The organism is Rathayibacter sp. Leaf248 (genome assembly GCF_920939495.1).
GTDB lineage: Bacteria > Actinomycetota > Actinomycetes > Actinomycetales > Microbacteriaceae > Rathayibacter > Rathayibacter caricis.
Genome location: NZ_CAKLAV010000003.1, coordinates 1 through 23929 on the forward strand (window position 1 = coordinate 1; position 23929 = coordinate 23929).

Below are 23929 nucleotides of genomic sequence, written 5' to 3' on the forward strand. Positions count from 1 at the left end.
ACTGCAGGGGGGACCCTGTGGGAGAGTAGGACACCGCCGGACACCATTCACGATGGCCACCCAGAAATGGGTGGCCATCGCTGTTTAACCCACCACCCGCACCACCAGGCCCTGCACACGCAGAAGAGCCGGGGCTAGGGTGGACGGGTTGACGGCTTCGAGCCGTCCGCCGCCTAGAGCGGTCCAACTCCACAGCGCACGATCACGACAGGCGAGGAACGCATGGACGACAGAGCACCCGACGGCGACGACCGGGGAGCCGGCAAGCGCGACCAGCGGTCGGATCGTGCGGGAGGAGCGGATCGCTCCTCCGCACCGCGCAGCAGCGGGCGCGATGACCGTCCGCGCGGCAACGGGGAGTCCCGACCGCGGCGCGAGGGCGACTTCCGCCCACGGACGGATGGTCCGTCGCGCCCCCGCGCGGACGGTGGTGCTCGTCCTTCGCGGGACGGCGACTCCCGTCCGCGTCGCGAGGGCGACTCCCGTCCGCGCTCCAACGGGGAGTCGCGTCCTCGTCGTGAGGGTGACTTCCGTCCCCGTACTGATGGTGATTCGCGTCCGCGTCGCGATGGTGACTCGCGTCCTCGTCGTGAGGGCGACTTCCGTCCGCGTACTGATGGTGACTCTCGTCCGCGTCGCGATGGTGACTCACGTCCTCGTCGTGAGGGCGACTTCCGTCCGCGTACGGATGGTGACTCGCGTCCTCGTCGGGAGGGCGACTTCCGTCCGCGTACCGATGGTGACTCTCGTCCTCGTCGCGATGGGGACGCGCGTCCTCGTCGTGAGGGCGACTTCCGTCCGCGTACTGATGCGGATTCGCGTCCTCGGCGTGAGGGGGACTCCGGTCCGCGTCGGGAGGGTGGGTTCCGTCCTCGCACCGACGGCGACTCGCGTCCGCGGCGTGACGGGGACTCGCGGGGAGGACGCGACGGCGGTCGCTCGTTCTCGGACGACCGGCGGGGTGGCGGCGACCGTCAGGGCGGCCGCGGGTTCGCCGGCCGCGGGGCGCCGCGCGAGGAGCCGGAGATCACGGAGGAGGAGCGGGAGCGCCGCTCCCTCCAATCGGTCCGGCCGCGCCACGACGATCCCGAGCTGCCCGACGACGTGCAGGCGAGGGATCTCGACAAGGTCGCCCGCAACGAGCTCAAGACGCTGACCAAGGAGAACGCCGACTGGGTCGCGATGCACCTGGTGATGGCGGGCCGGCTCCTCGAGGAGGATCCCGAGCTCGCGCACCGGCACGTGCTCTCGGCTGCTCGGCGCGCGGGTCGCATCGCCGTCGTGCGCGAGTCTCTCGCGATCTCGGCGTACGCGATCGGCGACTTCGCTCTGGCGCTGCGGGAGCTGCGCACGTACCGCCGCATCTCCGGCTCGGACGAGCAGGTCCCTCTGATGGTCGACAGCGAACGCGGTGTGGGGCGCCCCGACAAGGCGCTCGAGCTCGGACGCTCGATCGACCGCAGTGCGCTGAGCGTCGGGGCGCAGGTCTCGCTCGCCATCGCGATGTCGGGAGCGCGCCTCGACCTCGGTCAGACCGAGCTGGCCTTGATGGAGCTCGAGATCCCGCAGCTCGATCCGAACAAGGCGTTCTCGTACAGCCCGGACCTCTTCGCCGCGTACGCGGCCGTGCTCGAGGAGCTCGGGCGCACCGAGGAGGCCGCTCAGTGGCAGCGGCGCGCGGATGTCGCCGCACGAGCAGTCTTCGCGGCCGAGGGTGGTGGCGACGACGAGACGATCGAGGTGGTCGAGGAGGAGGGCGAGGCCTTCGCGGTCCGTCAGGGCGACGACGCTCCCTCCGCAGCCGTCGACGACGAGTCGGAGAGTGCTGACTCGTCGGACGACTCCGATGGAGACGACGAGGACGACGAAGACGATCTGGACGAGCCGAGCGAGGCGGACGAGCCGATCGAACTCGACGACCCCGCCGATCCGGACGCCGCTCTCGATCAGGACGTCACCGACGTCGAGCTCGACGGCCCCGCACTCGACCCGGTCCACTCCGACTCCGATCACACCGACGCCGCGGCCGACACCGCTCCCGACGCCGAGCCGACCGACCTCGCCGCCCCCGCCACCACCGACCCCGACGAGGAGCCCCGTGTTCAGAACCCCGAAGACTGACCCGTCCCCGCTCGACGGCCGCGACGCGGTTCTCGCCGACCTCGACGGAGTCGTCTACAAGGGCGCCGACGCGATCCCCTTCGCCGTCGACAGTCTGAACAAAGCCGGCGAGACGCTCCGTGTCGGGTACATCACGAACAACGCGTCCCGCACCGACGCCTCCGTCGCGGCGCACCTGTCCGACCTCGGGCTCGTCGTCGCACCGGAGGACGTCGTCACGTCGCCGCAGGCGGCGGTCGTGCTGCTGGCGGGCCTGGTGCCGGCGGGCTCGACGATCCTCGTCGTCGGCGGGGAGGGGCTGACGACGGAGGTGGAGCGGGCCGGGTTCCGGCTCACCCGCAGCGCCGACGACTCCCCGGCCGCGGTGATCCAGGGCTTCGCGCCCACGGTCGGCTGGGAGCAGCTCGCAGAGGCCTCGTTCGCCCTGCACGCCGGGATCCCGTGGGTCGCGACGAACACCGACTGGACGATCCCCGTCGCGCGGGGCATCGCTCCGGGCAACGGCACGCTCGTCTCAGCGGTGCACACCGCGGTGGGCCGGCTGCCCGTGGTCGCCGGCAAGCCCGAGCGCGCTATCTTCGATGCGGCGACGGCGCGGTTCGGCTCGTCGAATCCGCTGTTCCTCGGCGACCGGCTCGACACCGACATCAAGGGTGCCAACGCCGCCGGGATGGAGAGCGCGCACGTGCTCACGGGGATCGACCGGGCGAAGCAGCTGCTCGCGGCCGACGCGACGCTGCGCCCGACCTACATCCTGGGCGACCTGCGCGAGCTGCACCTCCCGTACCCGGCGACGACGATCGCGCGGAACGGGACTCATTCGGTGCGCTCCGCCAAGGTGCGCCTCGAGGGTGACTCCGTTGTGATCATCGATGCGGGCGACGACGAGCTGGACCTCCTCCGAGCCGCGTGCTCCGTCATCTGGAGCTCCGGCCGGGCGATCTACGGACTCGAGGTCCCGGAGTCGCTCTACAGCTGATCGCCGGCGGTGGACTCCTCGGCACGGAGGAGTCCACCGAGGCGGATCGCGAGCAGCACTGCGAGCAGGGCGATGACGGCTCCGTAGGCGAACGTCGCCGTGAAAACGACCGAGCCCGCGCCGATGAGGCCGGTCACGGCGGCGGCGAGGAGGCCGGTCAGCGCGAGCGAGACGGACGCTCCTCCTGAATCGGAGATCTGCAGGGCCGAGCTGTTGAAGCCTTCGCGTCCGGGTGCGGATCGGGCGAGCGTCAGCGTCCCCATCCGGGGGAACATCGTGCCCATGCCGCCCCCCGCGGCGAACCAGCCGACGGCGGCGAGGTACGGCGGGAGCGCGAGCGCCGACGTGAGCAGCACGATCAGCACGCCGACCAGCAGGAGCGACGTGCCCCGACGCATGGCGCCCGCGTGGGTGAGCCGTGTTCCGGGCCGCCCCTGCAGGTTCGAGCCGAGCGCCCACGAGACGGCGCCGGCGGTGAGGACCGCCCCGGCCAGCCACGGCGGCAGGCCGTACTGCTCCGACAGCAGCAGCGGCAGATAGACCTCGGTGCCGAAGAATGCGGCCGCGACGGCTCCGCGCAGGAGGATCGTGGACGGCAGAACGCCCCGTGCGCGCAGGGTGCCCGGGGGCAGGAGCGCGCGCACGGCGAGGACGACGACCACGATCGCCGCGACGGCGAGCACGCCGGCCGCGTCGGGAGCGATCTCGGCGCTGGTGCTCAGCACCACCACTCCGCCCGCCACGATCACCGCGCGGACGATGCGGACCACGGCCCCGCGATCGAACGGCCGCCGCTCCTGCCGCTCGAGCGCGCGCAGGGTCGGCGCCACGATCGCACTCGCGACGGCCACCAGCAGGACCACCCCGAGGAACACCCAGTGCCAGCTCGCGAGCTCGGCGACGACGCCGGCCGCGAACGGCCCGATGAGGGACGGCACCACCCAGGCCGCGGCGAAGGCGCCGAAGATCCGCGAATGCAGCTCCGCCGGGAAGACCCGCGCGACCAGGACGTAGAGGGTGACGGTGATGCCTCCGCTGCCGAGCCCCTGCAGCAGGCGCGCGGCCACGAACACCTCCATCGAGCCGGCGAGACCGGCGGCCACGAGCCCGAGGGTGAAGAGCAGGATCGCCGTGACCAGCGCCGGGGTCGGTCCACGTCGATCCGCCGAGGACCCCGCGGTGACCATGCCGACGATGCTCGCGGCGAGCGTCGCGGCGAAGGCCAGCGGGTAGAGATCGCGTCCATCGAGGTCGGCGCTGACGATCGGCATGATCGTCGTCACGGCCAGCGCCTCGAAGGCGCAGAGGAAGACCAGGCTCGTCGTGCCGACCGTGGTCAGGAGGTAGGGCGCGGAGGTGATGCCGCGGCGATCGACTGCACGCACCCGCTCCACACTACGCCGGGCGCGGGCGCTCAGCGGTAGACGGCCCAGTCGTCCTTGGCGAGGACGGTGGGTGTGCCGTCGACCTCGACGAGCCAGCCGGCGTCGTCGCGCTCGAGGTAGCGGCCCTGCAGGATCTCGGGGGCCCAGCCGCCGTCGCGAGACGAGACCCAGCGCACGAAGCGCACCGTTCCTCCGCGGCGGAAGAGTGTGCCGTTGTGGTCGCTCATGTCTGCACTGCTCTCGCTCGGGACGGGTCGAGCTCCGTGGTCGGCTCGGGGACGAGGTGGAGCCCGCGGCGCCCGTTGGCGGCGGCCGAGAGCTCGCGCAGCCAGTGCGCATTGACCTCGGAGCCGACGGGAGCGTCGTACTCGTACTGCAGCGGGATCGCGGGATGCAGCCACAACTCGCTGTGCCTGCCGTCGGCGTCCGCGTCGATCGACAGCACGAAGGCCTCGCTGCGGCGGAGTTTCGCGGTGATCACGAGCTGCAGGTGAGCGAGCGCGCGGTCGTCGAACGGATGCGCGCTCGGCGGCGTTCCGTACAGCAGACGACCCATCACGCTGCCTTCCTCATCCGGGCGCACGGGGAGGGATCCCGCAGCGTCTCTGCAGGACTCTAGGTACTTGCTAAGTCGGTTAGCTAATCAATACTGGGCCCAGTGCGCTTTCGGTACAGAAGCCCCGGACGTGGGTCCGAGGTGGTTCGATGGAGCCCGCGAGTACCCGCCCGGGGCGCCTGCCTCGTCCCAGGAAGGCGCACACCCATGGACGTCCGTCCCGATCTCTTCGCCCTGCTCACCCGGCTCCGCTCGGCCGAGCGCGAGTACGACGGACGCGTCGAGTCGAGGCTGGGCATCGGCACCACGGACCTCGCGGCTCTGCGCCTGATCGGGATCGGCGCCGATCGCGACGAGGTGGTCCGCGCGGTCGACCTCGCCGCCGCGATCCGTATCACCACCGCCGCGGTCTCGCTGATGATCGACCGTCTCGTGCGCGCCGGCTACGTCGACCGCGTGGCGGACCCCTCCGACGGCCGTGGCCGGATCCTGTGCCTGACCGAGAGCGCGCAGGCGGCGATCCGCGGCACCGACGAGCCGACCTACGGAGCGATCCGCCTGCTCTCGGCGGGCATCCCCGACGCCGAGGCGGTGCGGTTCGCCGCGCTGCTCACCGGTGTCAGTGACATCCTCGAGGGCCACCCGCCGCCCCTGGCCGCCGCCTGATCCGTCGGCCGCGGTCTCAGCGCTGCAGCGTGGCGCTGGGGTACTCGCCGAACCGCGCGAGGTAGGCCGAGCTGAAGCGGCCGGGATTGCCGAAGCCCCACGCGTGGGCGATCGCGGTGACGCTCGCGATGCGCGGATCCGCCGCCGCCAGCTCGGCGTGCGCGGCGTCGAGCCGCACCGTGCGGATGTAGGCGATGGGCCGCACCCCGAGCACCCGCTGGAACGCGGACTGCAGGCCGCGCACGCTCAGCCCGGCGACGACGGCGACCTCGGTGGGGCCGATCGGCTCCGACGCGTGCGCGTGGATGAACTCGACCGCCCGACGCAGGCGGGCGTTGCGCGGGAGCAGCAGCTCGGGCGGCGCGACGGCGGCCTCCGGCGGATAGAGCTCGAGCAGCGCCGTGATGGTGCCGCGCGTCAGCTCGTCCCAGAGGAGGTGGCTGACGCGCTCGCTGCGCAGAGCCTGCGCCGAGGCCGACACCGCGGAGCGCCAGTGCTGGACCGCCTGCTCGGTCGGGACGACGCGGTGATCGAAGCGGAGCGGCCCCAGCAGGCCCTGCTCGGCGGCGACCTTCTCGACGGACGCGCGGCCGAGGTGCACCAGCTTCTGCTCGTAGTCGACGTACTCGAAGCCGAACGCGCGGCCGACGGGGAACAGCTGCGGCCGGCCGGGCACCATCGCGAGCGGCTCCGAGCCGTCGTCGACCGTGGCGCGCCCGCCGACGATCCACTGCACGACGACCTCGTCCGTCACTCCGACCGCGCCGCGGAGCTCGCCGGTCATGCGCGAGGTGCGCAGCGTCATGGCGGCGTCGCCGAGGGCGGCGTACCGGTACGAGAAGGCGCTCTCGCTGGGCAGCGCCGACCACTCGTCGCCGTTGTAGAGGGTGGCGAGGCGGTGGCGGGCCTCGTCGGGGTCGCCGCCGCCGGTGTCCAGCCGGACGCGGGTGCGCTCGTCGTTCACGGGTCGTTCCGAACGGTCGTCAGCGGGTCAGGCGCTCGATGAGCTCGCGGTAGCGGGCAGCGGTCCGCTCGACGATCTCGTGGGGGAGTCTCGGCGGGAGGCCCTGGCCGTCCCAGTTGTCGCTCAGCCAGTCGCGCACGATCTGCTTGTCGAAGGACTGGCCGCGGATCCCGGCGTCGTAGGCGTCGGCGTCCCAGTAGCGGGAGGAGTCGCTCGTCAGGACCTCGTCGCCCAGCGTCACGATGCCGTCACCGTCGACGCCGAACTCGAACTTGGTGTCGGCCAGGATCACTCCGCGCGCCAGGGCGATCGTCGCCGCCTCCTGGTACACGTGCAGCGAGAGGGTGCGCAGCGCCTCCGCCGCTTCCTCGCCGACGATCTCGACGGTGCGCTCGAAGGTGATGTTCTCGTCGTGCTGACCCTGCGGGGCCTTCCAGGCGGGCGTGTAGATCGGCTCGGGCAGGGCGTCGCCGTCGGACAGGCCCTCGGGGAGCTCGACTCCGCAGACGGTGCCGCTCGCGCGGTACTCCTTCCACCCGCTGCCCGAGAGGTAGCCGCGCACGACGCACTCGATCGGGAACATGTCGAGAGTGGTGACGAGCATGGCGCGGCGGGCGACCGGCTCGGGGATCTCGCCGCGGACGAGGTGGTTCGGGACGTCCCGGAGCCGGTGGAACCACCAGAGGGAGAGCTCGGTGAGCAGCTCGCCCTTGCCCGGGATGCCCGGCTCGAGGACGTGGTCGTAGGCGCTGACGCGGTCGCTCGCCACGACGAGCATGCGGTCGGCTCCGAGCACCGGGTCGGCGTCGATCGGGGTGTAGAGGTCGCGGACCTTGCCCGAGTAGGCGTGCTGCCAGCCGGGCAGGGGGATCGAGGAGTCGAAGGAGACGGTCACCGCACCATTCTCCCGGTTTCCGGCGGCGGAGAGGAGCGCTCTCTCGGAACCGAGGCGCTGTCAACCACCGGCGCTCGACGGGGGTGCGCGCCTACCGTCGAAGACATGACTTCCGAGAGCACTGCAGACCAGTACACGTTCCAGGACCCGACGAAGATGTACTCCGAGATCGACACGGAGGAGCAGTACCAGGAGGGCGCCGGCCTGGACTCGAAGATGGACGACCTCGCCGACCGCGGCGAGTCGACCTACCGCGGCTCCGGCCGCTTGACCGGCCGCAAGGCGCTCGTGACCGGCGGCGACTCCGGCATCGGCGCGGCCGTCGCGATCGCCTACGCCCGCGAGGGCGCCGACGTGGCGATCGTCTACCTCCCCGAGGAGGAGAGCGACGCGAAGAAGGTCGTCGCGCTGATCGAGGAGGCGGGCCGGAAGGCCGTCGCGATCCCCGGCGACATCACCGACCACGACTTCGCCGTCGGCGCAGTGGCCACGGCGGTCGAGGGCCTCGGCGGCCTCGACATCCTCGTCAACAACGCGGGCAAGCAGCAGTTCGTCGAGGACTTCCTCGAGCTCTCGGACGAGCAGTTCGACGAGACCTTCAAGACGAACGTCTACGCCATGTTCTGGATGACGAAGGCGGCCCTGCCGCACCTCGCTCCCGGCTCCGCGATCATCAGCACCTCGTCGATCCAGGCCTACCAGCCGTCGCCGACGCTGGTCGACTACGCCAGCACCAAGGCCACGATCAACACCTTCTCGAAGGCGCTCTCGCAGCAGCTCGCACCCAAGGGCATCCGCGTGAACGTCGTCGCACCGGGCCCGATCTGGACGCCGCTGCAGACCGCGGGCGGCCAGCCGCCCGAGAAGCTGCCCGAGGTCGGTTCGCAGACCCCGCTCGGACGCTGGGGCCAGCCGGCGGAGCTCGCCCCCGCCTACGTGTTCCTCGCGTCGCCCGAGTCGAGCTACGTGGTCGGCGAGACGCTGCACGTCAACGGCGGCATGCCGACTCCGTGATCGCGCTGTAACACTCGACAGCGCTGAAGGCCCGGCGGGCACCCGGGGACCACGGTCCTCCGGGTGCTTGCTGGGTCTTCGCTTTTGGTTGTCGTAACAATCGCTCCGGAGAAGGCGAACTGCGCAAGGCTTTCCCCATGACCGATTCCCTGCCGATCCTCGACCTCTCCCGCCTCGACCAGGGCGAGGAGGAGGCCGCCGCCTTCCGCCGCGACCTGCGCGAGACCACGCACGACGTGGGCTTCTTCTACCTCGTCGGTCACGGCGTGCCGCAGGAGCTCCTCGACGACGTCGTCGCCGTCTCCCGTCGCTTCTTCGACCTGCCGGAGGAGGACAAGCTCGCCATCGAGAACACGGCCAGCCCGCAGTTCCGCGGCTACACCCGCTTCGGCGCCGAGCTCACCAACGGCGACGTCGACTACCGCGAGCAGGTCGACATCGGCATCGAGCGCGAGGTCGTCCCGGCCGGCCCCGACGTGCCCGACTACCAGCGCCTCGAGGGCCCGAACCTGTGGCCCGAGGCCCTGCCCGAGTTCCGCACCCTTTTCGAGCGCTGGCACGCGGAGCTCGCAGCCGTCGCGATCCGCCTGCTGCGCACCTGGGCCGTCGCCCTCGACGCCCCGGCCGACGTCTTCGACGAGGCCTTCGCAGAGAAGGCGTTCCCCCTGGTCAAGGTCGTCCGCTACCCCGGCACCTCCGACCCGGAGCCCAAGCAGGGCGTCGGCGCGCACCGCGACGGCGGCGTGCTGACCCTGCTGCTGGTCGAGCCCGGCAAGGGCGGCCTGCAGGTCGAGCACGACGGCGAGTGGATCGAGGCGCCCGCGCTGCCCGGCGCGTTCGTCGTCAACATCGGCGAGATGCTGGAGCTCGCGACCGGCGGCTACCTCAAGGCCACGCTGCACCGCGTGATCTCGCCGCTGATCGGCACCGACCGCATCTCGATCCCCTACTTCTTCAACCCCTCGCTCGACTCGACCATGCCGTCGCTGCCGCTGCCCGAGGAGCTCAAGTCGGGCCTGTCGGTCGACCCGACCAACAGCCCGATCCTCGAGACGTACGGCGAGAACGCGCTGCGCTACCGCCTGCGCGCGCACCCGAACGTGGCCGAGGTGCACCACGCCGATCTGCTGGCGCCGACGAGCTGACGCTCGGCTGATCCGGGACGGGGCGTCCCTCCTCCGCTGCGTGCGGGGCGAGGGGCGCCCCGTTCGTCGTCTCCGGACGCCGGAGCGCTCGCCGTTGGACGGAATCCGCTGCTCCTGCGGAAGGAGAGCAGCGGGAAGTGTCCAACGGCGACGCAGGAGTCACCCGGCCGGGTCGCGACGAGGGCTCAGAGCCAGAGCACCACGTGCCGGCCCGCGATCGGCTCGACGGCGACCGGGGTGTCGTAGAGCGCCTCGAGATGCGGCGCCGTCAGCACCTCGGCCACCGGGCCGTGGTGCACCACGCGGCCGTCGCGGATCGCGACGATGTCGTCGGCGAACTGCGCGGCGACGTTGATGTCGTGCAGGACCACGACCACGGTCATCCGCCTCTCGTCGGCGAGACGGCGCAGCAGCTTCATCAGCACGACGCCGTGGCGCGGATCGAGGTTGTTGAGCGGCTCGTCGAGGAGGAGGTGGTCGGTGTCCTGCGCGAGGGCCATCGCGACGAACGCTCGCTGGCGCTGGCCTCCCGAGAGCTCGTCGAGATAGCGCTCGCGGACGGCGCCGAGGTCGAGGGCGTCGATCGCGGCGTCGACGAGGGCGCGGTCCTCGGGGGTGCGGCCCGTTCCTCCGTGCGGGAAGCGGCCGTAGGCGACGAGGTCGTCGACGCTCAGGCGGATCGCGAAGTGGTTGTCCTGGCGGAGGATCGCCAGGCGCTTCGCGATGTCGCGGGAGCGGGTGGTCGCGACGTCCAGGTCGTCGACGGCGACGGATCCGCTCTCGGCCTTGAGCAGGCGGCCGATGGTGGAGAGCAGCGTCGACTTGCCGGAGCCGTTGGGCCCGATGATCGCGGTGAGGCCGGTGCCGAGTTCGAGCGAGACGTCGTCGACGGCGAGGGTGCGGCCGTGGCGGGTGGTGACGGAGGTGGTGCGGATCATGTCAACGAGCCCTTCCGGTGAGCACGAGCAGGATGAAGAGGACGCCGCCGACGAACTCGATGACGACGGGCAGCTCGGTACCGAAACCGAGCACCCGGTCGAGGACGAGCTGCCCGCCGACCAGCGCGACGACTCCGATCGCCACCGCTGCGGGGATGCTGCGCGCGTGCCGGTGGCCGACCGCTCCGTAGGCGACGTTCGCGACGATGAGCCCGAAGAAGGTGACGGGACCGACGAGTGCGGTCGACGCGGCGACCATGAGGGCGATCGCGACGATCGTGTGCAGCACGACCCGGCGGTGCTCGACTCCGAGCGACACCGCGGTCGCCTCGCCGAGAGCGAGCACGTCGAGGGAGCGGCGGATCGGCCACAGCGACGCGATCGCGGCGACGACCACGAGGCCGGTCGGCAGGAGCAGCTCGCGGTCGACCGAGGTGAAGCTCGCGAAGGTCAGGTTCTGCACGATCGCGAAGGTGTCCGGATCGAGGAGCCGCTGGAGGAACGACGTGACCGACCGCAGCAGCACGCCGAGCACCAGGCCCGCGAGCACGATCACGTGCAGGTCGAGCCTGCGGCGCACGAACAGCCAGGAGTAGAGGGCGACGACGACGCCGGCCATCAGCAGGAGCTCCACCAGCCACGACGCGAGAGGCGGAGCGGCGACGAGGATCGTGGGGCCGATCACGAACGCGCTCACGACCTGGATCATCAGGAAGACGGCGTCGAAGCCCATGATGCCGGGTGTCAGGATGCGGTTGGCCGTGACGGTCTGGAACAGGACGGTCGCGACTCCGATCGCCGCCGCCGCTATGACCATGCCGAGCACGGTGCGGCCGCGGAGGCCCAGCGCGTACTCCCACTTCCCGGGCAGGTCGGTGAGCAGGTAGAGCGCGACCGCGAGGGCGGCGGCGCCCGTCAGCAGGGCGAGGCGGACGGAGGGGGAGCGCAACGCGATCACGGGGCGACGCTCCGTCTGCGGCGGCGCGCGATGTCGGCCGGGCCGATGAGCAGGCGGAGGAACACGACTCCGCCGACGACGCCCATCACGAGCGAGATCGGCAGCTCGAAGGGGAAGCGGACGGTGCGGCCGATGAGGTCGCAGAGCAGGACCAGCGCGGCCCCGAGCAGAGCGACGAGCGGGACGGAGCGGCGCATGCTGTCGCCGACCATCCGGCTGACGAGGTTGGGGACGATGAGGCCGAGGAACGGGAGCGCGCCCGTGACCACGATCATCACTCCGGTGACCGCGGCGATGATGACGACGCCGGTGAGCATGACCGCCCGGGTGTCGAGGCCGAGACCGCGGGCGGTGTCCTCGCCGAGGGCGGCGACGGTGAAGCGGTCCGCCGCGATCCAGGCGACCGCCGCGGCGGCTGCGGCGACCCAGAGCATCTCGTAGCGGCCGCGGAGGATGCCCGAGAAGTCGCCGATGCCCCAGTTGAGCAGCTCCTGCAGCGTGTCGGTGCGGTAGGCGATGAACGCGGCGACGGCGCCGATCACTCCGCCGTAGAGGATGCCGACGACCGGCACGAGCACGCTCGAGCGCGACGGGATGCGGCGCGCCAACGCGAGGAAGCCGAGGACACCGGCGAGGGCGCCGAGTGCGGCCAGCGCGGCCTTCGCCCCGACGGGCAGCTCGGGGGCGAGGAGGAGGACCGCGAGCAGGGCGAGGGTCGCGGCGTCCGTCGCCCCGGTCGTGCCCGGCTCGACGAGGCGGTTGCGGGTGAGCAGCTGCATGATCAGGCCCGTGACGGCGAAGGCCGAGCCGGCGAGGACGAGGGCGAGGGTGCGGGGGAGGCGGCTCTCGACGAGCACGAACGCGTCGAGCTCGGCGACGCCGAGGAACAGCGAGATCGTCGCGAGGACGGCCACGAGGACCGTCCCCGCGACGATCAGCGCGCGGGGGGAGGGGCGGGTCACGCTCGGGAGCGGCTCCGGTCAGCTCTGCATCGCGTCGTGCACGGTCTCGAGCACGTTCTGCACGGCGGTCAGACCGTTGATGACGATGTAGAGCTCGCTCGCGGGCAGCAGCACGACGTGGTCGTCCTGCGCGGCGGGCGTCTGGGCGACGAGCGCGTTGTCGAGCGTCTGCTCGGCGGTGCTGCCCTCACCGGTCGCGGCACCGCGGTCGAACGCGAAGATCCACTCCGGAGCGGCGCTGAGGATGAACTCGTTGGTCACGGTGTCGCCGTGCGGCGATCCCTCGGCGCCGGGCAGCTCGGCCGCGGCGACCGCGGGGGTGAAGCCGAGGCCGTCGAAGAAGTAGCCGAAGCGCGAGCCCTCGCCGAAGGCGCCGTACTCGCCGCCCGAGACCGAGAGGACGAGGGCGGTGCCGGAGGCGTCGGCGGTGATGGACTCGACGAGCTCCTCGGTCGCGGCGGAGGCCTCGGCGACCTCGTCCTCGCGCTCGAAGATCTCGCCGAGCTGAGTCGCGCGCTCGAGGGCGGCGGCGGGGTCGAAGGTGCCGGCGTAGCTACCGGTCAGGTCGATCGTGGTGGCGATCTCGGACAGCTCGTCGTACTGGCCGGTGCTGCGGGCCGCCGTGACGATGAGGTCGGGCTCGAGCTCGGCGACCGCCTCGAAGTCGGGCTCGAACAGGGTGCCCACCTTGGGCAGGTCGGCGTACTCCGAGAGGTAGTCGGGGAGGGTGGCGTCCGGGATCGCGACGACCGCGTCCCCGGCGCCGATGGTGTGCAGCGTGTCGAGCGTGGCGATGTCGAAGGTGACGACGGCCTCGGGGGAGACGGGCACCTCGACCGACGTGCGGGCGGTCTCGCGGTCCTCCTGGTACGACTGCTCGCCGTCCTCGTCGACGAGGACGAGGGTGGGCTTCGCGTTCTCGACGACGATCGTCTCGGCGGTCGCCGGGGCGGCTTCGGAGGCGCCGGAGGAGCACGCCGAGAGGGCGAGTGCGGCGACGGCGAGGCCGGCGAGGGGCAGGGCGGAACGGAGTCTCGGTGAGGGGCGCATGAGGATAGGCTACCCTAAGTGTGAGAGCGGCTCTCAGGGTGCGGCGCGGGAAGTGCGCTCAGAAGGGGCGAGGTGCGACGCCCACCCGCCCGCCGTTGGTCACTTTCCGCTGGTCCGAGTGCGTCGGAGCCGCAGAAAGTGTCCAATCAGGATCGGCCTGAACGGGGGACGCCGCGGCGGACGCGGACGCGCCAGACTCAGGTGCCGCCGCTCGGCGCCCCCGCAGGAGGAGACCGCATGACCGCGACCGGCCAGCGCCCGACCGACGACGGCATGGCCGAGTTCGGCTACCGGCCGTCGCTGCGACGCGGCATCGGGCGTTTCGGCAGCTTCGCGGCCGGAGTCAGCTACATCTCGATCCTGACCGGCACGTTCCAGCTCTTCTACTTCGGCTTCGGACTCGGCGGCCCCGCCTACTGGTGGTCGTGGCCGATCGTGTTCGCCGGGCAGCTCACGGTCGCGCTCTGCTTCGCCGAACTGGCCGGCCGCTACCCGGTCGCCGGCTCCGTCTACAACTGGAGCAAGCGCATCGCGGGCCCGACGGTCGGCTGGCTCGCGGGCTGGATGATGGCCACGGCCTCCGTCGTCACGCTCGCGGCCGTCGTGCTCGCGTACCAGACGACGCTGCCGCGGATCTGGAGCGGCTTCCAGCTCGTCGGCGACGGCACGGGGACAAGCTTCGGAGTCAGCGCGGTGATCTGGGGCGCGATCCTCATCCTGTTCACGACCGTCGTGAACGCGGTCGGCGTGACGCTGATGGCCCGGATCAACAGCACCGGCGTGCTGATCGAGCTGATCGCGGCCGTGCTGCTGGTGATCGTCCTCGCGGCGAGCATCGTGAATCCACCGACGGTGCTGATCGACACAGCGGGCTACGGAGACGCGGGCGGCTACGCAGGCGCATTCCTGATCGCGGCCATCGCCTCCGCCTACGTGATGTACGGCTTCGACACCGCCGGCTCCCTCTCGGAGGAGACCGTCGACCCGCGCAGGACCGGCCCGGCCGCGATCCTCCGCGCCGTGATCGCGTCGTTCGTGCTGGGCGGGCTGATCCTGCTGCTCGGGATCCTCGCGGCGCCCGATCTCGCCGACCCGGCGCTCGGCGAGGCCTCGGGCGGACTGCAGCTGATCGTGCTGCAGGCCCTCGGCGGGCCACTCGGCACCGTCTTCCTGCTCTGCATCGTGGTCGCGATCACGGTCTGCGCGCTCGCGGTGCACACGGCGGGCATCCGACTGGTCTTCGCGATGGCGCGCGACAACGCCCTGCCGGGCAGCGCGGTGCTCGCCCGCATCGATCCGCGACGGAGGACCCCGATCGCCCCCGCGATCGTGATCGGCGTGCTCGCGGTCCTGATCCTCGCGGTGAACATCGGCACGCCCGAGATCTTCACGGCGGTCACGAGCGTGGCGGTGGTGCTGATCTACCTGGCCTACCTGCTGGTCACGGTGCCGCTGCTCGTGCGGCGCCTCCGCGGAGAGTGGCCGCGCGTCACGGGCTCGTTCTCGCTCGGGCGGCTGGGGCTGCCGGTGAACGTCGTCGCCGTGCTGTGGGGCGCGGCGATGACGGTCAACCTGGCGTGGCCGCGCGTCGAGGTCTACGGCGACGCGGGGGCGCTGCAGTACATCGCGCTGATCGCGGTCGCGGTGGTCGTCGTGGTCGGGCTGGGCTGGTACCTGCTGCGCGGGCGCCACCGGCTCGGGACGCTGCCGGAGCACGCGCGGGAGGAGTGACGCGGGATCGAGTTGCCCGGAACGGTCGTCGGACGCGGCGAGTCGGGGGCCGTTCCGGGCGACTCGGCGGAGGGGGACGCTCGAGTAAGGCGCGTCACTCCGCGCGGACCTCGCTCGCGGACTTGTCGGCGCGCCAGCCGCGCCAGACGGGCTGGCGCAGGGTGCCGGAGGAGGTGCGCTCGCGGTAGCGGACCTCGCCGACGAGCACCGGCTCGACCCAGTGCACGCCGCGGGCGTCGACCGGCGGCACCGACACAGCGGGCTCCTCCGTCTCGTGCTCGCCGAGGCGGGCGACGAGGCCGCGGCGCTCGCGGTCGCTGAAGCCGGTGCCGACGCGGCCGGAGTAGGCGAGGCGGCCGTCCTCAGCGGGGATCGCGGTGAGGAGCGAGCCGACCGAGCCCTGCAGACCGCCCTCGCCCGGGCGCCAGCCGACGATCACGACCTCCTGCACGCGGTGGTGGGTCAGCTTGATCCAGTCGCCCGAGCGCGCGCCGACCCGGTAGCGGGAGTCGCGGCGCTTCGCGACGACGCCCTCGAGGCCGAGGGTGAGGCTCGTCGCCATCGCCTCCTCGAGGTCGCCGTCGAAGACGTCGGGCACGTGCACGCGCTCGTTCTCGGCGACGAGCTCGACCAGGGCCTCGCGGCGAGCGGAGTAGGGGGAGCCGGTGAGGTCCTGGCCGGCGCGCTCGAGCAGGTCGAACACCATCAGGTGCACGGGGGTGGAGCGGGCGGCGACCTCGATCTCGCGCGCCTTCGTCAGGCTGCCGCGGGTCTGCAGGGCGCCGAAGTCGGGGCGTCCGCGGGCGTCGAGGGCGACGATCTCGCTGTCGAGGACGGCGTCGTCGACGGCCTCCGCGAGCGGGGCGTGCAGGTCGGGGAAGGCGGGGGTGAGGTCGTTGCCGTTCCGGCTGGTCAGGGTCACGGTTCCGTTCTGCACGCGGACGATCGCGCGGTAGCCGTCCCACTTCATCTCGATCGCGGAGTCGTCGCCGATGTCGAGCGGGCGGCCCTTGGTCGCGAGCATGGGGCGGTACTCGCGGCGCGGCTCCGATGCCTCGTCGTCGACGGGAGCGGACCGCGCTGCAGACGCCCTCGTGCTGCGCGCCAGCCCCGCCGCCGGCCGCCCGTAAGTCCCGTGCCCCCCGTGCGCCCCCGGCGCCATCAGGTGCAGCAGCCAGTTCTTCTCGTCCCCGCGACCGCCCTTCGCTCCCGTGTGCAGCAGCGCGTACCGCCGCGGCTCGCCGCCGAGCCCGCCGTCGGGCCGCCCCGTCAGCACCGCGATCACCTCCTCGCCCTCGCGCCACTTCTCGAGCGCGAAGGTGCCCTCGTCCCAGATCCGCACCTCTCCGCCGCCGTACTCGCCTGCGGGGATCGTGCCCTCGAAGGTCGCGTACTCGAGCGGGTGGTCCTCCGTCTGCACGGCGAGCCGGTTCGGATCGCCCTCGAGCGGCGGCCCCTTCGGCACGGCCCAGCTCACGAGCACCCCGTCGTGCTCGAGCCGGAAGTCGTAGTGGAGCCGCCGTGCGTGGTGCTCCTGGATCACGAAGGAGTCGCCCGACGAGGTCGCTCCGGCGCCCGGTTCGGGAACGGGCTCGGGTGTCTTCGCGGCGTCGCGCATGCTGCGGTAGGCAGCGAGGCGGTCGGCGGAGGCGTCCGTCGCCGCGAACCCGGCGAGCCGCTCCGGACTCGGCTCGAGCCCCGCCTCGCGCGCGGCGAGCACCGGCCGCAGCAGGTCGCCGCTCTCGCGCAGGCGCTCGACGACCTCCTCCGGGGCGAGATGGCGCAGTCCCTCCGCCCCGATCTCCTCCCACGTGCGTGGTGCCGCGGCGAACGGCCGCAGGCGGCCCCGGAGGGAGTAGGGCGCGATCGTGGTCTTCGCCGCGTTGTTCTGGCTCCAGTCGACGAGCACCTTGCCCTCGCGCAGGGTCTTCTTCATGTCCGAGACGACGAGGTCGCGGTGGTCGGCCTCGAGCGCCTTCGCGAGCTCGTGCGCGACGGCCGAGATCTGGTCGCTCGAGGCGGAGGCGTCGAGCGGGCAGTAGAGGTGGAGTCCCTTGCTGCCGCTGGTCACCGGGTAGGGCTCGAGCCCCATCCCCTCGAGCAGGTCGCGGGCGAGGAACGCGACCTCGGCGCACTCCGCGAGCCCCGCGCCCTCGCCGGGGTCGAGGTCGAGCACGAGGCGGTCGGGCGGGCGGCGCTCGCCGCCGGATCCGACCCGCCACTGCGGCACGTGCAGCTCGAGTGCGGCCTGCTGCGCGAGCCAGGTGAGGCCCGCGACGTCGTCGACGAGCGGGTACTCGACGTCGCGCGAGCTGTGCGCGAGGCGCGTGCGGCTCAGCCAGTACGGGGCGGAGGAGGGCAGGTTCTTCTCGAAGAAGACCTCGCCCGGATGCTCGGCCGTGCCCACTCCGTCGACCCAGCGCTTGCGGGTGACGGGCCGGCGGGCGAGGTGCGGCAGCAGGGCGTCGGCGACGGACGCGTAGTACGCGAGGACGTCGGCCTTGGTGAACCCCGCCTCCGGGTACACGATCTTGTCGAGGTTGGTCAGCTTCAGCCGCCGCCCGCCGACCGAGACGAGCTGCTGCGGGGATGCCATCCCTCATGGTGGAGCCCCGCACGCATCGAGGGAACCCCGGACCGTCGAGGGAGCCCCGGCCTGCGGGTTCCCTCGACGGTTCGGGGTTCCCTCGGCGACGGCGGGTAGCGTCGAGCCACCACTTCGAAGGAGACCCCGTGCTCACCGACATCCCCCTGACCACCATCGACGGAGCCGCGTCGACCCTCGCCGACTACGCGCCCGTCAAGCTCATCGTCAACGTCGCCTCCCGCTGCGGGCTCGCTCCGCAGTACGAGAAGCTCGAGGCGCTGCAGAAGACCTACGGCGACCGCGGATTCACGGTCCTCGGCTTCCCGAGCAACCAGTTCCTGCAGGAGCTCAGCGACGAGGACAAGATCAAGCAGTACTGCTCGACGACCTGGGGCGTGACGTTCCCGATGTTCGAGAAGGTGAAGGTGAACGGCAAGTCCGCTCACCCCCTCTACGCGGAGCTGACGAAGGCCGAGGACGAGGCGGGCAAGGCCGGCAAGGTGAAGTGGAACTTCGAGAAGTTCCTGGTCACGGCCGACGGCACCGTGCACCGCTTCCGCCCGACGGTCGAGCCGGACGACCCGCGGATCGTCGAGCTGATCGAGGCGTCGCTGCCCGGGCAGTAGGCGGAGCGGTGAAGAACGTTCGTTGAGAAGGGGGATGTCGGCTGACAGCCGCTACGTCCCCTTCTCAGCTGATGTTCCGCAGCGCGCGGACGCGGGAGCGCCTCAGCTCGCCCGCAGTCCCGCTTCGACCCGCGCCACCGACGGCTCGATGCCCTCCGGGCACACGATGTCGGTCACCTCGAACGGCGTCCGCCGCGTGATCGGGATCATCTCGATCCCGTCGACATGGCGCAGCAGCACGAGTCCGCCGTCGCCCGCCCGCAGGCTCCGGCGCACCTGGCGCAGGAAGATGCCCGCCATGTCGAGCTCGACGACGAAGCTGCGCCCATTGATCGTGATCCTCGAGCCGATGACCGGCTGCGACGAGGTCGAGACCGAGTCGGGGAGCCGACGCACGTCCGACGCGTCCTTCCGCGAGAACGGTGCGGGAGCGGTCAGGGTGCTGGGTGCGGTCGCCCGTGCGGTGTCGGTCATCGTCGTCTCCGTCCGTGACGCGCCCGGTGCGGATCTCGACGAGCGCTGTCGCCTCAGGCTATGATCCGGGCCGCCGCGGAGGGATGGGCTTGACGGATGCGCCGGCGCGAGGCAGCGGGGGTCAGCCCCGCGGCTCCTGGGGCTCGGGAGTGACGGCGAGCTCGCCGTGCATGCTCGCGGCGCTGAGCATCTGCTCGATCCACGCGCGGTTCAGCTTCTGCTGGTGCGTCTCGCGGAACCGGAAGTGCAGCGGCACCGCGGGGTGCAGCCAGACGGAGCTGCGGCCGTGGCCGGTCGAGGCGTCCTCGGCCCAGGACAGGGAGAAGGCCTCGTTGCGCCGCAGCTTCGAGAGCACGGCGACCTTCAGGTGGGCGAGGACCCGCTCCTCGAACTCGATCTCGAGGTTCTGCGGTCCGTAGATGAGAGTGGCCACGGGCCCCCTTCGTGTCTGCGGGCGGCCCGGCGCGGACGGCTCCGCAGGGAAACTAACGTCTCGAGCGCCCGGGGCGGGAATCGGTGCACAGACACGCCGTAGCCCCATTGACACCCCGCGGGGGATGCTGCACTCAGCCCTCGTCCCACCCCGTCTGCGGAGTGGCGCAGGTGCCGCGGAACACGTACTGCGACGGCGCCTTGCGCTGGTGCGAGGACCAGTCGATGGCCGGGCGCCGCTGCTCCGGAGGCAGGTAGCCGAGACGGTAGACCGCCATCAGCTCCAGGTCGTCCGGCACCGCCAGGAGCGACTCGATCCTCGCCCAGGCGCCCGGCACCTCCATCGGGAACGAGACGAACTGGATGCCCATGCCGAGCTCGACCGTGCTCAGCCAGACGTTCTCCATCGCCGCGCCCATGCTGAAGACGGAGTAGAAGGACGACAGCTCGCCCGGGCGGTACTCGGAGCGGTCGAGCATCACGCCGAGCAGGAGCGGCGATCCGGCGACGAGCTTCCGGTTCTCCTCGCCGAGGGTCTGCGGCACGCGGAGCGAGTTCATCAGGAACTGCCCGCGCTTGGTGAACACCTGCTTGGTGAACGGGCGCAGCGGAGCCGGCAGCTTGTCGAACAGCATGCCGTCGCGGCGCTGCTCCATCTCCTCCTGGCTGAAGCGGAAGTAGGGCTTGTAGCGCTCGAAGAAGGTGCCGTTCGACAGGGCGGTGGTCATGCTCGAGCCGCTGATCTCGGCGATCCGGTCGATGGTGTCCCGCTCCTCGATCAGCACGAAGCGCCACGGCTGGCTGTTCAGCTGCGAGGGAGCGCGTCCGGCGACCTCCATCAGGAGGCGCTGGTGCTCCTCGGAGACGGGATCGGGCAGGAAGGGGCCGTTGGTGGTCTTGCGGCGGCGCACGACGTCGAGGAACTCCATGCCCTCATCCTGCCCATCCGTCCCGGGAGGGGGCAGGGGGTCGGACCGGGTACGATTTCGGAGCCCGCGCCTCGGCGGGCCGACAGGAGCGGTGCCCGATGAAGAACTCCCGAGTGGTCTTCTACCTCATCGGAGGCGTCCTCATCCTCGGCTCCGGCATCTCGTCGGCGATGCGGGGCGACGTGTCCGTCCCCGACATCATCACGATCGTGTGCGGACTGGCGATCCTGGCGCTCGCCGCGTGGGAGTACTTCCGCTCCCAGAAGCGCGGGTCGGGCTCGGACGAGCCGAAGGTCGGGCCTCCGCGCTGAGCGGCGTCCGGCGCTGATCTCCGCCTTCCTCCGCGAGTCAGCGCCTCGAGAGCACGACCCCGGCGACCACGAACGGAGCCGCGGCCAGCGCGATCGCCGGATGCCGGCGTCCGTGCGTCCCCACGAACGGGATGACCGCGAGCGGCACCACGGCGGGAGCGAGCGCCGCGGCCGCGCGCGGATCCGACCGCAGTAGAGCGGCGAGGGCCGCGCCGGTGAGCGCCGACGTCGCGATGTACAGCGCGTGGTGGATCCAGTGCCAGCGCCCCGTCCGCACGGTGCCGGTCGCGACCGCGGTCCCGAGTGCGCAGTTGGCGGAGTAGCTGACGGCGGCCGCGCTCATCCAGCCGCGGGCGGCGCTCACTCCGCGGGGCCCCGCGTCAGCAGCAGCCGGTACGGAGCCGCCCGCTCCACCCGCCAGCCCTCGGGCGCGACGGCGCGCAGCTCCGACGCGGTGTAGCTGCGGCGCACCGACAGCGAGCCGTCGTAGTGCAGGAACGAGCCGGCGGCGAGCGGGCGCGTGGCGACGGAGTAGGCCGTGTAGGCCAGGCGCGAGCGCTCGATGTCGTTGTGCAGCGCGCGGGGAGCGAGCCGCGCGCTGTCCTCGAGGAGCGACGCGAGCGCCTGGGGAGTCAGGTGGTGCAGCAGGTGGTTCGACACGACCAGGTCGAACTCCTCGCCCTCGTCGACCAGGTCGGCGCTGCTCGCCCGGCGGAACTCGACGCCCGGGGTGCCCGGCCGAGCGGTCGCGAAGGCGAAGGCGCGCTCGTCCGGATCGACGGCGGTGATCGCGAGTCGCAGCCCGTCCTCGCGCGCCCAGCCCGCGAGGGCGAGAGCGACGTCGCCGCCGCCCGAGCCGATGTCGAGCAGCCTCGTGGGCTCGTGCTCGTCGAGCAGCGGGCGGATGCGGGAGCGGTACAGCCCGCGCCATCCGGAGACGAGGCGATTCACGGCGCCGAAGCGCGCGTACGTCGCGTCCAAGAGGGCCCGGTCGCATGCCGGGTCGTCCATCAGCTCCTGCGCCTCGAGCTCGCGGTGGCGGAGGTCCGGGGCGAGCGGCGCCCTCACTCCCCGCCCCGCTTCGTGAGCAGGCCCATCTCGACGGTGAGGCCAGGCCCGAACGCCATGGCGCCGATCCGCTCGCCGTCGGCCGCCTCGCCGTGCAGCAGGCGGCGCAGGATGAACAGCACCGTCGCGCTCGACATGTTGCCGGCCGTGCGCAGCACCTCGCGCGACGGGTGCATCTGCTCGTCGTCGAGCTCGAGCGCGGTCTGCACCCGGTCGAGGATGCTGCGCCCGCCCGGGTGGACGGCCCAGCGCTGCACGCCCTTCGCACCGGCCTCGCCGAGCAGCGGGGCCAGGGCGCCCGTGATGTTCTGGCCGATGATCGCCGGCACGTAGGTGCTCAGGCGCATCGTGAAGCCGTGGTCGCCGATCGTCCAGGCCATCTCTTCCTCGCCCTCGGGGGTGAGTGTCGTGTCGAGCGCGTCGATCTCGAGGACCGGGCTGCCCGGCTCCGGAGGGCGCGCGGTGACGACGGCCGCCGCGCCTCCGTCGGCGAACACCGAGGTGGCGACGATCTGCTCGGGATCGTTGGAGGACGTCAGGTGGATCGTGCAGATCTCGACGGCGACGACGAGAACGACCGCGTCCGGATCCGCGTCGCAGAACGCCTTCGCGGCGCGGAGCCCGGGGAAGGCGCCGTAGCAGCCCATGAAGCCGAGATGGAAGCGCTGCATCGACGGCGACAGGCCGAGGGCGCGGACGAGCTGGTAGTCGGGGCCCGGCGCGTAGAAGCCCGTGCACGAGACCGTGACGACGTGGGTCACGTCGTCGGCGGTCAGCGAGGCCGCCTCGAGCGCGCGTCGAGCGGAGTCGGCGAACAGCTCGGGCGCACGGGCCGCGTAGAGCGCGTTGCGCGCCGCGGTGCCCGGATTCAGCACGGCGTTCGAGCGGGCGTCGTAGAAGACGCTCGCCCCCTCCCGCACCTCGCGGTCGAGCTCGTCGACCACGGTGTGCCGGGTCTCGATCGCGGACGCGTCGAACGCGGCGCCGAGGAGCCTCGAGCCGAGCCGGCTGATGCCCTCCTGTGCGGCGAAGAGGTCGCGCACGTCCCCCTGGCGCAGCACCGTCGCCGGTACGGCCGTCTCGATGCTGCGGATGTGCACGCTCACCCGCAGGAACCTATCCCAGGAACCTGCGGGTGAGCGCTCCTCGGCGGAATCAGAGGATCGGCTTCCCGCCGGTGACAGCGATCGTCGCCCCGCTCATGTAGCTGCCCTCGTCGGACGCGAGCAGGACGTAGGCGTGCGCGACCTCGGCCGGCTGGCCGGGTCGGCCCAGCGGCACGTTCTCGCCGAAGGAGGCGACCGCCTCCGGAGGCATCGTCGACGGGATCAGCGGGGTCCAGATCGGGCCCGGAGCGACCGCGTTCGCGCGGATGCCCTTCTCGCCGAGCGCCTGCGCGAACGAGGCGGTCATGCTCAGCATCCCCGACTTCGTGGCGGCGTAGGGGAGCAGCTGGTACGACGGCTGGTCGGACTGCACCGAGCTGGTCGCGACGATCGAGGCGCCGGGCCGGAGGTGCGGGATCGCCGCCTTCACCAGGTGGAAGTAGGCGCTGAGGTTGGTCGCGATCGTCCGGTCCCACTCCTCGTCGGGGATGTCGGTGATCTCCTCGTGGCTCATCTGGAAGGCCGCGTTGCTGACGAGGACCTCGAGGTGGCCGAGGGTGTCGACGGTCTGCGAGACCGCGGCGCGGCACTGGGCGGGATCGCGCAGGTCCCCGGGGAGCAGGAGCGCCTCCTGGCCCGCCTCGCGGACCCACTTCGCGGTGTCCTCGGCGTCCTCGTGCTCGTCGAGGTAGGCGATGGCGACGTCGGCACCCTCCCGCGCGAACGCGATCGCGACCGCCTTGCCGATGCCGCTGTCGGCGCCGGTGACCAGGGCGACCTTGCCGCTGAGGCGGCCGGTGCCGCGATAGCTCTCCTCGCCGTGGTCGGCCTTCGGGGTCAGCTCGGCCTCGGTGCCGGGCGGGGTCTGCTCAGGGGATTCCGGAGTCATGACTCTCCCTCTCGTGTCGGTGGGTGGGTCGTTCCATGGAAGCCGACAGCGGAGGGGGAGCGCAGGGGGTTGACGCTCCTCCGGGCTCGCACGAGCGTGCGGACACGGACCGGAACGCTGCCGTTCCTCGTCAAGCCCGCGAC

At 71.9% G+C, this 23929-nt stretch carries 25 protein-coding genes; 8 read left to right on the forward strand and 17 right to left on the reverse strand.

Translation table 11 applies throughout. The annotated features are described in order from the left end of the window. Positions 1–1104 precede the first annotated feature (1104 nt). On the forward strand, positions 1105–2121 hold the full coding sequence (locus LRG51_RS18140) for a hypothetical protein (protein WP_230674098.1): 1017 nt from the start codon (positions 1105–1107) through the stop codon (positions 2119–2121). Further along, positions 2099–3100, forward strand: coding sequence for an HAD-IIA family hydrolase (locus tag LRG51_RS18145; RefSeq protein WP_230674099.1), 1002 nt, complete (start codon positions 2099–2101; stop codon positions 3098–3100). The genes LRG51_RS18140 and LRG51_RS18145 overlap by 23 nt, the downstream gene beginning before the upstream one ends. Here the strand turns inward: LRG51_RS18145 and LRG51_RS18150 are convergent. Genes LRG51_RS18150 through LRG51_RS18160 form a run of 3 tightly spaced genes read right to left on the reverse strand, consistent with a single transcriptional unit; the run spans position 3091 to position 5041 of the window. Then, positions 3091–4485: an MFS transporter gene (locus LRG51_RS18150; RefSeq protein ID WP_230674100.1), complete on the reverse strand. Its 1395-nt coding sequence runs from the start codon at positions 4483–4485 to the stop codon at positions 3091–3093. The two genes, LRG51_RS18145 and LRG51_RS18150, sit on opposite strands and share 10 nt — an antisense overlap. Positions 4486–4514: 29 nt before the next feature. Further along, positions 4515–4712: a hypothetical protein gene (locus LRG51_RS18155; protein ID WP_055789142.1), complete on the reverse strand. Its 198-nt coding sequence runs from the start codon at positions 4710–4712 to the stop codon at positions 4515–4517. Next, complete coding sequence (locus LRG51_RS18160) at positions 4709–5041, reverse strand: DUF7882 family protein (RefSeq protein ID WP_442966676.1); 333 nt, start codon at positions 5039–5041, stop codon at positions 4709–4711. The genes LRG51_RS18155 and LRG51_RS18160 overlap by 4 nt, the downstream gene beginning before the upstream one ends. Positions 5042–5248: 207 nt before the next feature. Here LRG51_RS18160 and LRG51_RS18165 point away from each other — a divergent pair, with 207 nt between their 5' ends. Further along, the gene (locus tag LRG51_RS18165; protein ID WP_055789150.1) at positions 5249–5707 is read left to right on the forward strand and encodes a MarR family winged helix-turn-helix transcriptional regulator; all 459 of its coding nucleotides are present in this window, start codon (positions 5249–5251) and stop codon (positions 5705–5707) included. Positions 5708–5723: 16 nt separating this feature from the next. Here the strand turns inward: LRG51_RS18165 and LRG51_RS18170 are convergent, their stop codons facing one another. Both LRG51_RS18170 and LRG51_RS18175 read right to left on the reverse strand, forming a co-directional pair. Continuing rightward, positions 5724–6671, reverse strand: a complete 948-nt coding sequence (locus tag LRG51_RS18170; protein WP_230674102.1) for an AraC family transcriptional regulator — start codon at positions 6669–6671, stop codon at positions 5724–5726. 19 nt (positions 6672–6690) lie between these two features. Then, complete coding sequence (locus LRG51_RS18175; RefSeq protein WP_230674103.1) at positions 6691–7566, reverse strand: phosphoribosylaminoimidazolesuccinocarboxamide synthase; 876 nt, start codon at positions 7564–7566, stop codon at positions 6691–6693. Positions 7567–7671: 105 nt separating this feature from the next. Here LRG51_RS18175 and LRG51_RS18180 point away from each other — a divergent pair, with 105 nt between their 5' ends. Further along, positions 7672–8580, forward strand: coding sequence for a glucose 1-dehydrogenase (locus tag LRG51_RS18180; protein WP_279400339.1), 909 nt, complete (start codon positions 7672–7674; stop codon positions 8578–8580). Between the two features lie 137 nt (positions 8581–8717). Next, the gene (locus LRG51_RS18185) at positions 8718–9725 is read left to right on the forward strand and encodes an isopenicillin N synthase family dioxygenase (protein ID WP_107573784.1); all 1008 of its coding nucleotides are present in this window, start codon (positions 8718–8720) and stop codon (positions 9723–9725) included. A 185-nt stretch (positions 9726–9910) separates the two neighbouring features. On the opposite strand, the gene LRG51_RS18190 is transcribed toward LRG51_RS18185, so the two are convergent. The 4 genes from LRG51_RS18190 to LRG51_RS18205 are packed head-to-tail and all read right to left on the reverse strand — an operon-like array spanning position 9911 to position 13633. Next, complete coding sequence (locus LRG51_RS18190) at positions 9911–10663, reverse strand: iron ABC transporter ATP-binding protein (RefSeq protein ID WP_077223746.1); 753 nt, start codon at positions 10661–10663, stop codon at positions 9911–9913. A 1-nt stretch (position 10664) separates the two neighbouring features. Then, positions 10665–11621, reverse strand: coding sequence for an iron chelate uptake ABC transporter family permease subunit (locus tag LRG51_RS18195; protein ID WP_230674104.1), 957 nt, complete (start codon positions 11619–11621; stop codon positions 10665–10667). After that, positions 11618–12583, reverse strand: coding sequence for an iron chelate uptake ABC transporter family permease subunit (locus tag LRG51_RS18200; protein WP_230674105.1), 966 nt, complete (start codon positions 12581–12583; stop codon positions 11618–11620). The genes LRG51_RS18195 and LRG51_RS18200 overlap by 4 nt, the downstream gene beginning before the upstream one ends. An 18-nt stretch (positions 12584–12601) precedes the next feature. Continuing rightward, positions 12602–13633 carry a siderophore ABC transporter substrate-binding protein gene (locus LRG51_RS18205; RefSeq protein WP_230674106.1) on the reverse strand — a complete coding sequence of 344 codons (1032 nt, stop codon included), beginning with the start codon at positions 13631–13633 and terminating at the stop codon, positions 12602–12604. Positions 13634–13870: 237 nt separating this feature from the next. Between LRG51_RS18205 and LRG51_RS18210 the strand changes: the two genes are divergently transcribed. Further along, the gene (locus tag LRG51_RS18210) at positions 13871–15364 is read left to right on the forward strand and encodes an APC family permease (RefSeq protein ID WP_230674107.1); all 1494 of its coding nucleotides are present in this window, start codon (positions 13871–13873) and stop codon (positions 15362–15364) included. Between the two features lie 94 nt (positions 15365–15458). On the opposite strand, the gene LRG51_RS18215 is transcribed toward LRG51_RS18210, so the two are convergent. Then, entirely contained in the window at positions 15459–17960 is a 2502-nt protein-coding gene (locus LRG51_RS18215) for an ATP-dependent DNA ligase (RefSeq protein WP_230674108.1), read from the reverse strand. A 137-nt stretch (positions 17961–18097) separates the two neighbouring features. Between LRG51_RS18215 and LRG51_RS18220 the strand changes: the two genes are divergently transcribed. After that, on the forward strand, positions 18098–18577 hold the full coding sequence (locus LRG51_RS18220) for a glutathione peroxidase (protein WP_230674109.1): 480 nt from the start codon (positions 18098–18100) through the stop codon (positions 18575–18577). 102 nt (positions 18578–18679) lie between these two features. Here LRG51_RS18220 and LRG51_RS18225 read toward each other — a convergent pair whose 3' ends face one another. The 3 genes from LRG51_RS18225 to LRG51_RS18235 all read right to left on the reverse strand — a co-directional run bounded on the left by LRG51_RS18225 (position 18680) and on the right by LRG51_RS18235 (position 20412). Next, on the reverse strand, positions 18680–19051 hold the full coding sequence (locus LRG51_RS18225; protein WP_055789193.1) for a hypothetical protein: 372 nt from the start codon (positions 19049–19051) through the stop codon (positions 18680–18682). Between the two features lie 121 nt (positions 19052–19172). Further along, entirely contained in the window at positions 19173–19484 is a 312-nt protein-coding gene (locus LRG51_RS18230; protein ID WP_055789198.1) for a DUF7882 family protein, read from the reverse strand. Between the two features lie 133 nt (positions 19485–19617). Then, positions 19618–20412 (reverse strand): nitroreductase family protein, encoded by a 795-nt coding sequence (locus tag LRG51_RS18235; protein WP_055789201.1) that lies wholly within the window; start codon positions 20410–20412, stop codon positions 19618–19620. A gap of 98 nt (positions 20413–20510) precedes the next feature. Here LRG51_RS18235 and LRG51_RS18240 point away from each other — a divergent pair, with 98 nt between their 5' ends. Further along, positions 20511–20723 carry a hypothetical protein gene (locus LRG51_RS18240; protein WP_107573769.1) on the forward strand — a complete coding sequence of 71 codons (213 nt, stop codon included), beginning with the start codon at positions 20511–20513 and terminating at the stop codon, positions 20721–20723. 37 nt (positions 20724–20760) lie between these two features. Here the strand turns inward: LRG51_RS18240 and LRG51_RS18245 are convergent, their stop codons facing one another. Genes LRG51_RS18245 through LRG51_RS18260 form a run of 4 tightly spaced genes read right to left on the reverse strand, consistent with a single transcriptional unit; the run spans position 20761 to position 23786 of the window. Further along, the gene (locus LRG51_RS18245) at positions 20761–21087 is read right to left on the reverse strand and encodes a hypothetical protein (protein WP_230674110.1); all 327 of its coding nucleotides are present in this window, start codon (positions 21085–21087) and stop codon (positions 20761–20763) included. Continuing rightward, on the reverse strand, positions 21084–21791 hold the full coding sequence (locus LRG51_RS18250; protein ID WP_230674111.1) for a class I SAM-dependent methyltransferase: 708 nt from the start codon (positions 21789–21791) through the stop codon (positions 21084–21086). The genes LRG51_RS18245 and LRG51_RS18250 overlap by 4 nt, the downstream gene beginning before the upstream one ends. Further along, positions 21788–22897, reverse strand: coding sequence for a type III polyketide synthase (locus LRG51_RS18255; protein WP_230674112.1), 1110 nt, complete (start codon positions 22895–22897; stop codon positions 21788–21790). Before LRG51_RS18255 ends, LRG51_RS18250 begins: the two co-directional genes overlap by 4 nt. Positions 22898–22946: 49 nt before the next feature. Beyond that, complete coding sequence (locus LRG51_RS18260) at positions 22947–23786, reverse strand: SDR family oxidoreductase (RefSeq protein WP_230674113.1); 840 nt, start codon at positions 23784–23786, stop codon at positions 22947–22949. Positions 23787–23929 lie beyond the last annotated feature (143 nt).